Genomic DNA, 14,793 nt, shown 5'->3' with positions numbered 1-14,793 from the left:
AAGCCGGATGTGCCCAAAGGTACAAGTCCGGTTTTGAGGGGAGGGGGTTACAGCGATGTAATCCCTTTACCCGACTTATCCATGAGGATTTAAACGTAGTTAAGAAATGTCAGGAGATAATCGCTGAATGGTTACGTGATATGGGATTGGAGTTAAAGCCGAGTAAAACAAAATTAACCCACACCTTCATTGAGATTGATGGTGATGCTGGATTTGAGTTCTTAGGTTTCCATGTACAACAATATAAATCCGGGGCATATATATGTGCCAAAAATACACATGGTACACCGCTTGGTTTTACAACACTAATCACCCCGTCTCAAGCAAAAATCAAAGTGCATCTAGCCAAGATTGCTGAAGTAATAGATACTCATAAGACCGCCCCACAAGCTGCCTTAATTAGTAAGCTGAATCCAATAATTAGGGGATGGTCAAACTACTATTCAACAGTCGTTAGTAAGGAAACCTTTTCAAAGGTTGACCATCTAACTTGGCAAAAGTTAAGAGCTTGGGCAAGAACGAGGGGAAAAGGGGATATCAATGTGGCTAAATACTGGAGAACAGTAGGCAGGCGCAATTGGTGTTTCAGCACCGAAGACGGGATTAAATTAACCTTACACTCCGATACGGAAATCGTAAGACACACAAAGGTGAAAGGCGAGGTTAGTCCTTACAACGGTGACTGGTCTTATTGGAGTGCGCGAAGGGGAACATACCCTGGTATTCCCACAAGGGAAGCCAAATTACTCAAGAAACAAAAGGGTCGTTGTTCTCACTGTGGTCTATACTTTAAGGATACAGACATTGTAGAAGTTGACCACATAATCCCAAAAAGTCTCGGCGGTAAAGATGCCGACAGTAACTATCAACTTTTACACAGACATTGCCACGACACAAAGACAGCAACAGACGGGTCAATGCACTCAAAAGAATGTGCCAAAACCTGATAGTTAGCTCTTGAATCGTACCTATAACAAAGGTGGAATTATCAAGGAGCCGGATGAGGTGAAAGTCTCACGTCCGGTTCTGAAGGAGAGGTAGGAGTGGTAACGCTCCTATCGACTCTAACAGGTTGACGAAAAAACAGGTAGATTCCTCAAAAATGGGCAATCAAGAAAGAAAGGTTTAAACCGTTCTATCTCTGACGCAGGTTGGGCCGAATTAATTTTGAAGATCGAGTATCTGGCTGCAAAGCAAGGAGTGCGATTCGTTCAGTCGAAATAGTAGTAATACTTAGGGATGACTGACTTCTCTAGAGTAACCGAAAGGTTGAACGCACTTCAATCCTCTAGAGATGATAACTGAGACACCATGTAGGTGAGGAAAAGTATCCTAGAAATTTCAAGTCCTACCCCTCTAGTGCAGAGGTGAAAGCACATCCCCCACCTGGGCGAATGGTTATCAAGCAGGTGAAGCGGGGATGAACGACGGTAATTCAGAGCCGTACTGGAAATCCCGTCTAGCAAGAATCCATGAGTAACCACAAGGTAAAGTTATGTCCGAACCATCGTTATTACAAATGGACTACGACGGCTATTAGCCCAAGCCAAAAGGCATGGATAGGGCGTTGGCAATTTCCTTGTTGACCAACTTGCACTGCCTATAAACCCGGTGGATAGTAACACTCTAAAGGTTCTAAATAATGGTGACTTGGAACGAAGTAACCCCACAAATGCTCTTGAGGTGGTCGATACTCAAGAAGACAACCAGTCGCAAGCAATTGAGGGGAAGGATAGGGTAAGAAGCAAATGCCTTTTGGAAAGCAAAAGGATACGCTGACGTACCCACGGTGAAATGGATGATATAGCGGTGAGTAGCAATGAATAAGGCTAAAACCAAATCAAAGTTTAGGGTGGCATGGGAAAACGACATTCCTATTTGCTTAGAGGTACAATCTGACTACCAATGGCAGGAATTACCTTGGAAACAGATAGAAAAACGGGTTCACAAGTTGCAAAAACGGATATATCAAGCCTCGAAACGTGGTGATGTTAAGGTAGTCCGAAAACTTCAAAAAACCTTAATCAGGTCTTGGAGCGCCAAATGTCTTGCAGTACGCCGAGTAACCCAAGATAATCAAGGCAAGAAAACAGCAGGTATTGATGGTATTAAATCCTTAAAACCTAATGCAAGACTTGAATTGATTAACAAACTCAAGATGACAGGTTTGTCCAAGCCCACTCGTCGGGTATGGATTCCAAAACCTGGAACTGAGGAAAAAAGACCCTTGGGAATACCCACAATGCACGACCGTGCATTACAAGCACTAACAAAACTAACGCTCGAACCAGAATGGGAAGCACGTTTTGAAGGTAACTCCTATGGATTCAGACCCGGACGCTCATGTCACGATGCAATTGAAGCAATATTCAACGCAATTAGACAAAAAGCCAAATACGTGCTTGATGCCGACATTGCGAAATGCTTTGATAAAATCAACCATGAAGCACTCTTGGCAAAAATAAACACATTTCCAAAACTCCAGAAACAAATCAAATCTTGGTTAAATTCAGGAGTAGTGGATGGGAACAATTTATTTCCAACAAATGAGGGAACTCCACAGGGAGGAGTAATTTCCCCATTATTAGCCAACATAGCCCTACATGGAATGGAAATAAAACTCATGGAATTTGCCAAAACGCTAGATATCCGTAATCCCAAAGGAAATCAGGTGAGTTGGCAAACTAAGGTAAAATCGCTCAGCATCATAAGATACGCAGACGATTTTGTCGTAATACATGAAGATCCAAATGTGGTAATCCAATGCCAAGAAATAATATCCGAATGGCTCAAAGGCATGGGACTGGAATTAAAACCCAGTAAAACAAAAATAACCCACACCCTTCACGAGTACAACGGAAATGTATGGTTTAACTTTCTTGGATTCCATATCCAACAATATCCATCAGGAAATTACCGCAGTGCAAGCAATTCCGAAGGGAAAAGATTGGGATTTAACACGCTCATCACTCCGAGTAAGGAAAAACAGAAAATTCACCAGAAAAAATTGGCAGGAATAGTAGACAAAAACCTCACAAAACCGCAAGCGGTACTAATAACTGAGCTCACTTCAATTATTAGAGGATGGTCTAATTATTACTCTACTGTTTCAAGCCAAAAAGTCCTCGATAGGATGGATTTTCTGTTATATCAAAAACTCCGAGCCTGGGCAAAGCGTAGAAACACACATTCCAATAAATACCAAATATCAGATAAATACTGGCATACCGTAGGAAATGATAATTGGTGTTTTAGCACCCGACAAGGACTAACACTTGAAAAACACTCAAAGACCCCAATTAAGGTTTTTACCAAAGTTCAAGGAATAAGAAGTCCTTACGATGGAGATTGGATATACTGGAGTACACGCATGGGGCGAAATCCTGAAGTCTCTACAAAACTTGCAACTTTGTTGAAAAGACAACAGGGTAAATGCAATCATTGCGGACTACCATTTAAACCGGGAGACTTGATAGAAATTGACCATATTGAACCAAAAAGCAAAGGAGGCAAAAACTCATATGCCAACCTTCAAGCCCTTCACAAACATTGCCATGACACAAAGACAACCACTGATGGAAGTCTGGGTACTCGTGACATAGAGCCATTTCATTGAGGAGCCGAATGAAGCGAAAGTTTCACGTTCGGTTTTGTAGGAGAGGGTAGAAAGGAGACTTTCTACTCGACTCCATCAAAGTCGTAATCAAAATTAATCCCAAATACTCCAGCCAAGAATGTCGGAACTGCGGTCATATCGACAAGTCTAATCGAGATGGCGAAAAGTTCATTTGCACTGAATGCGGATACCATGAACACGCTGATATCGGTGCAGCAAAAACTATTCGCGATCGGGCGAGAGAAATTGGTACGTGGGGACTCTCGCGTTACCGGGCGTTCGCGCCTAAACGCTCAGAAGATATCCTCACGCTCACTTGAGCAAACGTGAGGAGTCTGGGAACCCTAGAAATAGGGAAATTGAGGTAGAAATTCCTCAAGAATCCTCGCGCCTTCAGGCCGAGGAGTGTCAAGATGAAGCAATTGGTGTTATCCCCAAAACCATGACAAACCACGAACCCCCTGACTATGCTGCTCTTATCCGCGCTGTGACTCCCAACAGCGAACGAAAGCATCCTGAGTGGTTAGACCCTGGACAGCAGCTCTTTTCTCCCAAGTACGGACAAGGCGAGGTTATTTCTTGGATGGGTAACACACTGATAGAACCTATTTGGGATCTTGGATGAGGAGCTAGAATTAGTCATAAATGGCATACTCCAATAGTCCGGACAGTTTTTATATGGCCCAATGGCTTATTCTGTAGGACTTCGCAGCCCCTGTGGATAATTAAATCAATGTCCGATCCACCCCTGACGGGGCATTTAATTCGACTTTATTATGATCCTTGCCCCGCGTAAGCTTGTAGTCTGGTTCCAAAAACTGTCCGGACTATTGTTCTAAGACGAATGGCACTTAATGCCATCAATCAAGAAACGCCTCTCCGACGTAGTTTGCGACAAAAAAAGAACCGAGCGACGATGAATGATGACTATATGATGCAGATTCAAAGAGTGCTTGTGTCAAGCCTGATTGAGATGCTCTTACCCTGGACTCACTTGCTCACGCTTGTGCTCTGTTGAAATCTAAACTGCCAATATCCAACTTTCGACTCCTAGCTATCTTTGTGACTGATAAAGCTATGGTGGATGTTGGATTTGCTGGCATCAACTCGACCTACAAGCAAAAGCGATCGGCCTCATGGCGAGTTAAGTCCAAGCTCGATGCTCGCTGTCGGACGAACGATCGTCACAGCGAGTATCGACCTCTTTACTGGCTGCGAGATTAAAAACAGGAGGGCAAGGCGCGATCGCGTTGGGCGTTACCAGCCAATACCGAACTGCACCAACTGGCTTGCGTCGTGCAATGCTCCGATGCCGAAGACCCAAAAACCTGTACACCAACTAGCTCAATCCTAGCTTCAAGGGCGACTGGCGATCACACAGTTCTATCAAAGTCCAAACTGCCCCATCAAACTTTCTTGCCTTGATTGCCCAGAGTGTGCGTGAGCTAACTTCCATTTCCAACTGTTCTCATCGCAGTCTTGCAAAAACCATAAATTGGTAAAAAGTGCTCAAATTCGACTCTTGTACGTACATTTGACATGGCTTGCTACGCAATTGGCGTACTTATTATGAGGATTGAAGAGGATTTAGAAGGGTCTGAAATACAAAAAATCACGCCAAAAGCAACAATTCTTTACAAAGCTTAATAAGCATTTCTACTTAAACTGAGGCTAAAAGTAGGAAATAGGAGGTGTAATGAGTAATAAACGTGCTGTTTTCTCCTCTTTTTTCCTCCTTATTTTTGGCTAAAAATTTTGAACCAGTCAGAGCGACTTTTCTGCATTAGTTTGGTCAAGGTGTACTCGGATTGATAGAGTCAATGGCGAGCTTGCGTCAAAGCGGCTTGCAGGTTTATTCGGACATTCGATTGACATCCTCCCACCACTGATTCGGAATACTGAGTCCATGCTGCATCACTGATCGATTTGCAAGAGTGTCTATTCTTGACCATATTACGAACCATCAAGTCCTCATACGCCACCAAATCGGTTAGGGTCGAGGGGAGTATTGCTACTCCACCCCTCCCATCCGAAACCGTGCTTGCGACTGTCGGGCAAGAGAGCATACGTCACCGTATCTCCTCCCCTCAGAACCGTACTTGCTACTCGTCGCATCATACGGCCGGGGCCTTTGCCTTCACAGAACGTTTACCACTATGTACCGTCTTATGGCAAATTTTATGTAGGTGTTGAAGATTGTCGATTTCATCTGTTCCACCTTTTACCAGAGGTACTATGTGGTGTGTTTCTAGAGCTTCTCCATTGTGTAGATTTTCCCCACAGATTGGACACAACCAGTTCTGGTTTTGGGCTATTTTGTAATATTTAGACCCAGGCTCCCAAATGGTTTTACCCACAGAAGAGCGATTTACTTCGTGATGCGACGATAAAACTTTGTAATTAGCAAACCCATCAACCTGACAAGCACGATGGACCGACCATAACAGGTGGAGACAGATCACCCCCATGTCTGGCAAGAAAATCTGCGATCATCAAAACCTTGAGGTTAATATAGACTCTAATAACCTTAGCAACAGCTCCTACGCGGAGCCAAAGCAATCGCAACGGTCACATAAGTCATCTACAGAACCCCGCCTCTGCCAAAGAAAATTCTACGAAGAATGCCCCAGTAGTGCAATCACAGATACAATCTATACGGCTGGAGTCACTGGTATGGATTTCTGGGAAATAAGCGAAACCAGTTTGAATGGTCGCAAAGATTTTTCCAAAGGTCGAGTTGAATTGCAAATCCGCGATCGTTTCGACCTAACAGACTTTGCTGAAATTGCCTATCAAGCCAAGGAAATTATCGCCCAGAACTTCGGAGAAGAAACCCTCAAACTGCACTATGCACTGGCAATGATTGCCTTCCGCAAGCCCGAAGTCGGGAGAGAGCAAATTACAGTATCAGCATCTAAACTCCTAGCTGACTTTGGTGAGAATAACAAAAAGAAACACTACATCCCAAAAGCCGAACGAGACGCCAATAGCCAGCCAGCCCGATACCTTTCTAAAGAAGAAAAACTAAGAGCCTTAGCCTATCATGGATATCTGCTAAAACGATTAGAAGTTTCCGTTAAAGCTTGGCGGATACGCAATAAAATATTTACTATTGAACACTCCAATCTCTGGGAGATTTTTCAAATTACCGAGGTGTTTCATCAACAAGACAAAAACACCTTGATCGATATTGAAATCACTTATCGCCCTGGCAAATGGTTTGACAAATTTGCAGGTCACGAATACTTGCGGGAATTTGGCTACCTTACGAGCGAGGCGCTAAAACTAGATTATTACCAGGAAAAAATGGCTCTCAGACTGGCTTATTTTGCCCTATTTGCCCTGCAACAGCACAAAAGCGGTCGGTATCAAATAGAAACACTGCTGACGCGAATCGGGTATAAGAACGACATAGAGACAGCCAAGAGAAACGGAGTTACTGCCTCGAATTTAAAGCGCAGCTTTGATCGAGGGCTGAAAACACTGGGAAATTTTGAATACCCCTACCTCTTTGACTACGAGCCCGATGTCCCTGACTGGGCGCATCCAAACAGCAAAGTCAAAAAGCCTAATCACTGGTTTGAAACCTGGCTACAGCTTAACGGGACTTTACGCCAGCCAGAAGCGCTACCCAAACACCCACCACAACCAGAGCCAAAACCAGAGCAACCGCAACCGCCAAAAAGACCCGCCCGCAAGCGGAAGTCAGCTCAGCCAGCAGCCAACCTAACCGAACCCATAGCTTTTGGTCAGTGGGTGAGAGAAGCTCGGAAAGCTCTGGGAGAAAGCCTGAGAACAATGGCAAAAGAGCTGGGGATTTCAGCATCCCAGCTATCTCAGATTGAAAACGGCTGCTATCCACATACCATCAAGCCCAGCCTGAAAACCAAGATAATTCGTCACCTTGGCTTAAATGAGTAACTAGCCAACCAAAAGGCATCTTGCATCCAGCGGAAAGACTCCCAATTCAGGGGGTCTTTTTAGCTTTTTGAGCAGCAGAGTGTTTAAACCGCTAAACACCTAAAAAATTGGCAAATTTGCTTGAATCTATTATCTGACAATGGTTTCAGCGCCTAAACACTTTGGGGGTATTCGGAAAAGTTTAGGGGGTATTCGGAAAAGTTTAGGGGGTATTCGGAAAAGTTGTAAATTTGAAACCTTTGTCCTGTATAGCTTTCAGCGCCTAAAAATCTCCTGAGTAGTTTGAGTAGTTTAACGGAGTGTCACTAACCACAGCAGCCGAGTCAGACAGGCTAAGGATTGATTTCAAATTCTGCCCAATATAAAACGTGACGAGAGAAATTTATCTGAGGTGCTGGAAGCATTGCCGTCAAACCAAACGCACGGGAATTGCCCGCAGCCTTGCTGACACCAGAGAAACACCCCTACCCCAACTCACAGCCCCATCAACCCCGCCTGACCCCTTCTGGCTGCCCTTCCATTTGACCAACACCGGGGGTGTCCAATGACATCACCCATCTCCCCACTGTCCGAATGGCTGGCTTCAGGCATAGACCCCGACCTCATCGCCCTCAACGTCCAAACCCTCTCAGACGACACCCCGTACCAATACCTCCTATCCGAAATCACCGCCGCCTCCAGCAGAGTCCACCCCGACGCACAATGGCGGTGGGCCAGAAAGCACTACAGCCACATCGAACACGGTGGCTGGTGGTGCAATGGTCTTGACCCCCTCAACAACTGGCAACCCATGTATTGGGGCTGCTTCAAACCTCACCAGCCCCGAAATGCCTTTGACCCCAAAGGCAAAATCAAACCCGTCAAATACGAACACCCCCCCAAAACCCCCACCAGAGCCTTCTTCCTGCAAGTCCCAGATCACATCTGGGCAAAAGTCGCAGCACGCTACGATGTCCCCATCGACAACTCAGACAAACAACTTGGCTTCTGGCAATGGGTATGGGACAACAACATCCCCGTCATCATCGTCGAAGGCGCAAAAAAAGCCGGATGCCTACTCACACTGGGCTACGCCGCCATCGCCCTCCCCGGTGTCACAGGCGGTGTCAGAACCAAAACCTGCCAAGGGGAAAAATGCGACCCCTACCTCATCCCTGAACTGCAACACTTCGCCACAGAGGAACGTGAAATCTACATCTGCTTCGACCGCGACAGCAAACGCCAAACCATCCAAAACGTCAACCGGGAAATTGGCAAACTGGGTCGCCTGTTCGCAGCCGCCAAATGCCCCGTCAAAGTCATCAACTTGCCAGGGCCAGAAAAAGGCGTTGACGATTTCGTGGTATCAAAGGGCGAAGATGCCTTCAGCGCCCTCAAAAATGAAGCGCAAGGCTTCCAATTCTGGCTTGATAGGGAATCATGGCTTTTAACCTATCCCGCCTCTTTAAAGCTAAATTCTCGCTATCTGGGAAAACTCCCCTATCCAGAGTCCGGGTTAGCCTGCATCAAAGCCCCCAAAGGCACCGGCAAAACCCAAGCCCTCACCAACTTAGTCTCACAATCCCTTTCCACAGGCGATCGCCGCGTGCTGATAATTACCCATAGGATTCAACTGGGTAGGGCTATCTGTGCCAGCTTAGGAATCAACTACATCGACGAAACCAGAGACTCAGCCCTTGGTAAACTGTTCGGATACGGCTTGTGTATAGACAGCCTCCACCCCCTCTCTCAAGCTAATTTTAATCCTGAAGACTGGTTCGGTGCGATCGTCATCATCGATGAGTGCGAACAAGTCATCTGGCACGCCTTAAACAGTTCAACTTGCCGCGAAAACCGAGTCGCCATCTTGCAAACTCTGCAAGAACTCATCCACAACGTCTTGACAAGTGGAGGCTTAGTTGTTGCCCAAGATGCAGATTTATCGGATTACAGCATTGACTACTTAATAGCCATAGCAGGTATCCCTATTTCGCCTTGGGTTGTTGTTAACGAGTGGCAGCCAAAACGAGGGCGAGATGTGACGTTTTTTGCCACTTCAAACCCAGCTTCGCTGTATGTGCAGATGGAGCAAATTCTGTCTCAAGAAATCACTTGTTGTGACATTGAAAGCCGTGCCGAATGCTGTCCTATAAGCTTAAACTGTGCCGAATTTGGTGGTAAAAATCCTGCTGAATGTAGTTCTGAAAGCCATGTCAAATATTCTCCTGTAATCCGGGGTGAATATGGGTTAAAAAGCCGTGCCAATTTTTGTCCTATAACCTGTGCTGAATATGGCTTTAACACTCGTGCCAAATGCTCTCCTATAACCTGTACTAAATATGGCTCTAAAAGCCCTACTGAATATTGTCAGAAAACCTCAGATAAATATCCTGTAAAATGCGCTAAATATGACAGTGATATCTGTGCTAAATATTGTCACGAAACCTCTGATCAATATCCTGTAAAATGCGCTAAATATGACAGTGATATCTGTGCTAAATATTGTCAAAGAACCTCTGGTGAATGTCCTGTAAAACCTGCTCAATGTGACTGTAAAAGCCATCCTGAATATTATCAGAAAACCTCTGGTGAATGTCCTATTGTAAAAGGCGCTGAATGTGACTGTAAAAGCCATCCTGAATATTATCAGAAAACCTCTGGTGAATGTCCTATTGTAAAATTCACTGAATGTGACTCTAAATGCTTTGCTAAATATGTTTCGGAAAACCCTAGTGAATATGACTGTAAAAACCCTGCTAAGTGTGATTGTGAAACACCCGCAAAATGTAGCCCAATAAACTTTACTGAATGTAACTTAAAAAAACCTACTGAATCTCACCCTATAGAGCGATATCGACCGCGCATTATGGTTGTAGAAGACTCACAAAAAGTTACAGGAAATTGGTCTTGTCGCAACCTTGAAACCCAACTGCAAAAACGCTTTCCTCATCAGCGAATTCTCAGGATTGATAGCGAATCAGTATCAGATCCAAATCATCCCGCTTACGGTTGCATTGACCAACTAAATACGCTCATACAAAACTATGATATCATCATCGCTAGTCCCACAATTGGCACAGGAGTTAGCATTGACCTTCGCCATCATTTTACAGCGGTTTTCGGCATTTTTAAAGGAGCAATTGCTGTTAACGACGCTTTGCAAGCACTAGCGCGAGTTCGAGATGAAACTGTGCCTTGGTTTGTCTGGACTGCGCCCTTTGGTGTGGGCAAAATTGGCAATGGCAGTTCGAGTTACCAAGCAATTCTCAAATCTCAAAAAAAAGTCATCACAACCAATCTCAAATTGTTGCAAGGCGTGGATTTTGACATTGATGAAGCTTACGACCCAATTCACTTGCGAACTTGGGCTAAAATGGGGGCGAGAATTAATGCTGGGATGTGGAACTACAGGGAGGCTATTTGGGAAGCTTTAAAAGCTGAAGGGCATTCTGTTTCGCTATGTCGAGAGAATCAATTACAACAAGAACTCAAAGTTTTGCTGTTACGACAGCTTGCAGCAAACAATGCTCAAAATTGGGATTTATTGGAAGAACTAGAGTCGCAAGACCGCAAATTAAAGTCGGAGTTATATAGCCGGGAAACGGTAGCAGCTTGCATCCGTGCAGAAGCGACATCTATCAAGGAAGAGAATAAATTGTTAGAAGCGCAGGCTGTTAATAATGCTTCTGACATTACTCTTTCTAAATACTTAGAATTGAAAGACAAACGGGCTAAGACTCGTGATGAACTAAACCAGTAGCGCAAGTATCAATTACAAGAGACTTATGGAGTGCCCATCACGCCTGAACTTAAGTTGAAGGATGATGCTGGCTGGCTGCCTCAAATTCGCTTACATTACTATTTAATTTATGACCCGGAGTTGGTCATATTTCGAGATAAAAATCACTTGGCGGGGCATCTGGAAAGGGGGCAAGGGAAGGTGTGTCCTCAAGATTTGCGTTTGCTGACGGCAAGTGTGGAAGCTTTGAAGGCGTTGGGAATAAAGTCGTTGTTTAATGTTAACCGAGAGTACCGGGGGACTGATGCGGATGTGATAGCTTTTGCGGAACAAGTGAAGCAGTGCAGTGTTGATATTAAGGATTTTCTGGGTATTAGTGTCAGTCAAAAGATGACACCCATGGAGGTGGTACAGTATATTTTAAGGTGTAAACTTGGCTTTACTTTGCGGCGAGTTCGCCAAGAAAGGTCAGAGGAACGAGATGCTAAAGGGAGGCCCAAACGCATTAGGGTTTACCAGTTTGAGTTTCCCCAGGATGGCAGGGAGGCGATTTTTGAGGTTTGGCAGCAGCGGGATAAAGAGGCAGTTTCTTTGGCAGAAGCTGCTACTCAGTGTTTAGGAGAGGTTTGTAGTGGCACAGAGTCGGATAATAGTATAGAGATGTCAGGGGGTGTGCCTCCCCTTGGTTTATCTCAACAGATTAATGAGGTGGGAACTGCTGGCACAGGGTCGGATAATAATATAGAGATATCAAAGGGTGTGTTTTCTCAGGATTTGCCTCAACAAAATAATGAGGTGGGAACTGTTGGCACAGGGTCGGATAATAATATAGAGATATCTGAGGTTGTGCCGCCTCTTGGTTTATCTCAACAAAATAATGAGGTGGGAACTGTCGGCACAGGGTCGGATAATAATATAGGGATGTCAGAGGGTGTGTTTTCTCAGGATTTGCCTCAACAAAATAATGAGGTGGGAACTGCTGGCACAGGGTCGGATAATAATATAGAGATATCAGAGGGTGTGTCGCCTCTGGATGAGGAATGGGCTCACACTACTCAAGTGTTCGGAGTGGAAGCTGCACCTGGGGAGACATTAACAACTGAAGGGATGGGAGTTGCAGCTTCATATCAGGCGATAGAACCCGAAACTCATGCTATTCCCACTTATGAGACAAAAGTACCCCAAATAGCACCGTCTGAGCTGAAAATTGGCTCGGTGGTGAGGTTCTGCGGTGAGGTTCAGAAATATGTCGTTAGAGCTGTTGCAGGGGCTCAGGTAATGGTGAAATCCCTGTTTTCGGGGCAATTCGTCAACACTTACGCACACCGCTTAGAGCTTGCAGAAGGGGGGACAGGATGACACTCTCAGGACGGGGCTTTAGACCCAATTTTCCCGTAAGATTGTAAATGCCGTCTGGTCGCCCCTATTTTATATTGTTAAATGAATCGCACGATTCCCGAACAAGAATCCCTCACCGTCGAGTTTAAGAGCGATCGCACTCGCCTGCCAGACAAAGACCTGATTGAAACCGTCGTCTGCCTTGCCAATACAGACGGAGGCTCCATTTACCTCGGCGTTGAAGATGACGGTCAAATAACAGGTTTGCACCCCCAACACCAAAACCTATCCACCCTAGCAGCCATGATTGGCAACCGCACCAACCCCCCAGTCAGCGTGCGCGTTACAGCGTTGCTAGAAGCAGGTCAAACCATTGCCTGCATAGAAGTCCCCAAATCAGCTCGCATCGTCGCCACCTCTGACGGACTCCTGCAACGCCGCCGCCTGCAAGTAGACGGAACACCCCAATGCGTCCCCTTTTATCCCTACGAATTTGCCACTCGCCAGTCAGACTTAGGCGTTCTCGATTACTCCTCATTACCCGTCACCGGATCATCGTCTGTCACCGACTTTGACCCCCTGGAACGCGAACGCCTGCGACAATTAATAGAGCGATATGGTGGCGATCGTACTCTGCTATCCTTAACTGATGAAGAACTAGACGGCGCTTTAGGTTTCGTGCGTTCTACGGATGGAATTCGCTTCCCCACCGTCACGGGACTGCTGATTTTAGGACGAGAAAGCGCCCTCCGCGAACACTTACCCACCCACGAAGTCGCCTTTCAAGTCCTCGAAGGCACCCAAGTGCGAGTCAATGATTTTTACCGCACCCCCTTGCTAAAACTGTTTGAGCGAGTTATGGAACAGTTCGAGGTGCGCGTTGAAGAAGATGAAGTGCAAATCGGTTTATTTCGCGTCCCCGTTCCCAACTACGATCGCCGCGCCTTTCGCGAAGCCTCAGTCAATGCCCTCATCCACCGAGATTACACTAAATTGGGAGCCGTTCACATCCGCTGGGAAGATTACGGAATTACCATCAGCAACCCAGGAGGTTTTGTCGAAGGTGTCACCTTAGATAACCTGCTAGTCGTAGAACCCCGACCGAGAAACCCCTTTCTAGCCGATGCCATTAAACGCATCGGACTCGCCGAACGCACCGGACGCGGCGTAGATTTAATTTATCAGGGGTTATTGCGCTACGGAAGATCCGCCCCTGATTATCGAAGCACAAACTCTCATTCAGTTGCCGTCAGACTGCCAGGGGGGGAAGCCGACTTAGGACTGTTGCGCGTAGTGATTGAAGAGGAAAATCGCCGTCAAAGCCCACTCCCCGTTGACTCTTTAATCGCGATCGGACAATTGCGACAAGAGAGGCGGTTAGACACGGCTACTCTCGCCCGTGCCATTCAGCGAGATGAAGCGATCGCCCGCAGCGTGTTAGAACGATTAGTTGAAGCTGGTTTGGTAGAAGCGCGTGGCGTCAAAAAAGGACGCACCTACACCCTTAGCCCCTTAGTTTACCGAGAACTGGGAGAATCCGCCGATTACGTCCGGCAAGCTGGCTTTGAACCCATTCAGCAAGAGCAAATGGTGCTTCAATATGTAAGGACTCACGGCAGAATTACCAGAAAAGAAGCTGTGGAACTTTGTCGTATCAGCGAAGACCAAGCTAGTCGCCTGCTGCGGAAGTTGACTGATGCCAACCAGTTGAAATTAGAGGGTCAAGGCCGCGCGTCATATTATGTTGTTTCATAGCGGGAAAACACGCACCGCGCCTTTTAAACGCGCGCCGCGCCTTTTTAAACACGCACCGCGCCTTTTGAACACGCATCTTTAGAGTCTGTGGAGGAAAATAGCGTTCGTTAATTTGGGCATTTAGCCCCTTATTCCAGGGTATTGGTACTATAGTCCCGGTGGGAAGTTGGCGACCTTTGACGCACAAAACAGTACAGATGAATCGGGTACAATACCTTTAATATAGGTACTGTGACCAGGGGAGTACCTATATTAAAAATACTTATATAATAGACCAAAGCGACTCAATGGCTATTACAGTGGTGCTTTTAAATCAATGAAATCTTTTGAACAGACTTTTTTAACCCAGCAACCGATTACCCAAAAACTCCTAAGCTGTTGCACATTTAAACTGTGATACAATCATTACCCTTATTTTTGATTTTGCGACCCCATTTAATTATTA

General features: G+C 45.7%; 10 protein-coding genes. 9 read left to right on the top strand and 1 reads right to left on the bottom strand.

The features are described from left to right. The 5 genes from QUB35_RS35665 to QUB35_RS35645 all read left to right on the top strand — a co-directional run. On the top strand, positions 1–947 hold a 947-nt coding region (locus tag QUB35_RS35665), incomplete at its 5' end, for a group II intron maturase-specific domain-containing protein (protein ID WP_333147284.1). 872 nt (positions 948–1,819) lie between these two features. Further along, positions 1,820–3,616, top strand: a complete 1,797-nt coding sequence (gene ltrA / locus QUB35_RS35660; RefSeq protein WP_333147282.1) for a group II intron reverse transcriptase/maturase — start codon at positions 1,820–1,822, stop codon at positions 3,614–3,616. Positions 3,617–3,690: 74 nt separating this feature from the next. Further along, a complete protein-coding gene (locus tag QUB35_RS35655) occupies positions 3,691–3,936 on the top strand; it encodes a zinc ribbon domain-containing protein (RefSeq protein WP_333147287.1) in 246 nt (81 codons plus the stop codon). Then, on the top strand, positions 3,933–4,241 hold the full coding sequence (locus QUB35_RS35650; RefSeq protein ID WP_333147280.1) for a hypothetical protein: 309 nt from the start codon (positions 3,933–3,935) through the stop codon (positions 4,239–4,241). Before QUB35_RS35655 ends, QUB35_RS35650 begins: the two co-directional genes overlap by 4 nt. 437 nt (positions 4,242–4,678) lie before the next feature. Beyond that, complete coding sequence (locus tag QUB35_RS35645) at positions 4,679–4,840, top strand: hypothetical protein (RefSeq protein WP_333147278.1); 162 nt, start codon at positions 4,679–4,681, stop codon at positions 4,838–4,840. 890 nt (positions 4,841–5,730) lie between these two features. On the opposite strand, the gene QUB35_RS35640 is transcribed toward QUB35_RS35645, so the two are convergent. Beyond that, complete coding sequence (locus QUB35_RS35640) at positions 5,731–6,084, bottom strand: HNH endonuclease signature motif containing protein (RefSeq protein WP_333049115.1); 354 nt, start codon at positions 6,082–6,084, stop codon at positions 5,731–5,733. A 205-nt stretch (positions 6,085–6,289) separates the two neighbouring features. On the opposite strand from QUB35_RS35640, the gene QUB35_RS35635 reads away from it, so the two are divergent. From QUB35_RS35635 to QUB35_RS35620, 4 genes are all read left to right on the top strand, one after another. After that, on the top strand, positions 6,290–7,537 hold the full coding sequence (locus tag QUB35_RS35635; RefSeq protein ID WP_333147276.1) for a helix-turn-helix transcriptional regulator: 1,248 nt from the start codon (positions 6,290–6,292) through the stop codon (positions 7,535–7,537). A 544-nt stretch (positions 7,538–8,081) separates the two neighbouring features. Continuing rightward, positions 8,082–11,276 (top strand): DUF3854 domain-containing protein, encoded by a 3,195-nt coding sequence (locus tag QUB35_RS35630; protein WP_333147274.1) that lies wholly within the window; start codon positions 8,082–8,084, stop codon positions 11,274–11,276. 30 nt (positions 11,277–11,306) lie between these two features. Then, positions 11,307–12,614, top strand: coding sequence for a hypothetical protein (locus QUB35_RS35625; protein ID WP_333147272.1), 1,308 nt, complete (start codon positions 11,307–11,309; stop codon positions 12,612–12,614). A gap of 81 nt (positions 12,615–12,695) precedes the next feature. Next, complete coding sequence (locus QUB35_RS35620) at positions 12,696–14,348, top strand: RNA-binding domain-containing protein (RefSeq protein WP_333147270.1); 1,653 nt, start codon at positions 12,696–12,698, stop codon at positions 14,346–14,348. Positions 14,349–14,793: the final 445 nt, after the last annotated feature.

The sequence above is a fragment of the Microcoleus sp. B13-B6 genome, from assembly GCF_036705405.1.
GTDB lineage: Bacteria > Cyanobacteriota > Cyanobacteriia > Cyanobacteriales > Microcoleaceae > Microcoleus.
This window is presented reverse-complemented; position numbering and strand designations above follow the sequence as displayed.

Bases quoted from the DNA above. Each gene is read 5' to 3' on its own strand.
- ltrA (WP_333147282.1), top strand. From the start codon at position 1,820: ATGAATAAGGCTAAAACCAAATCAAAGTTTAGGGTGGCATGGGAAAAC.
- QUB35_RS35640 (WP_333049115.1), bottom strand. From the start codon at position 6,084: ATGGGGGTGATCTGTCTCCACCTGTTATGGTCGGTCCATCGTGCTTGT.
- QUB35_RS35635 (WP_333147276.1), top strand. From the start codon at position 6,290: ATGGATTTCTGGGAAATAAGCGAAACCAGTTTGAATGGTCGCAAAGAT.
- QUB35_RS35630 (WP_333147274.1), top strand. From the start codon at position 8,082: ATGACATCACCCATCTCCCCACTGTCCGAATGGCTGGCTTCAGGCATA.
- QUB35_RS35620 (WP_333147270.1), top strand. From the start codon at position 12,696: ATGAATCGCACGATTCCCGAACAAGAATCCCTCACCGTCGAGTTTAAG.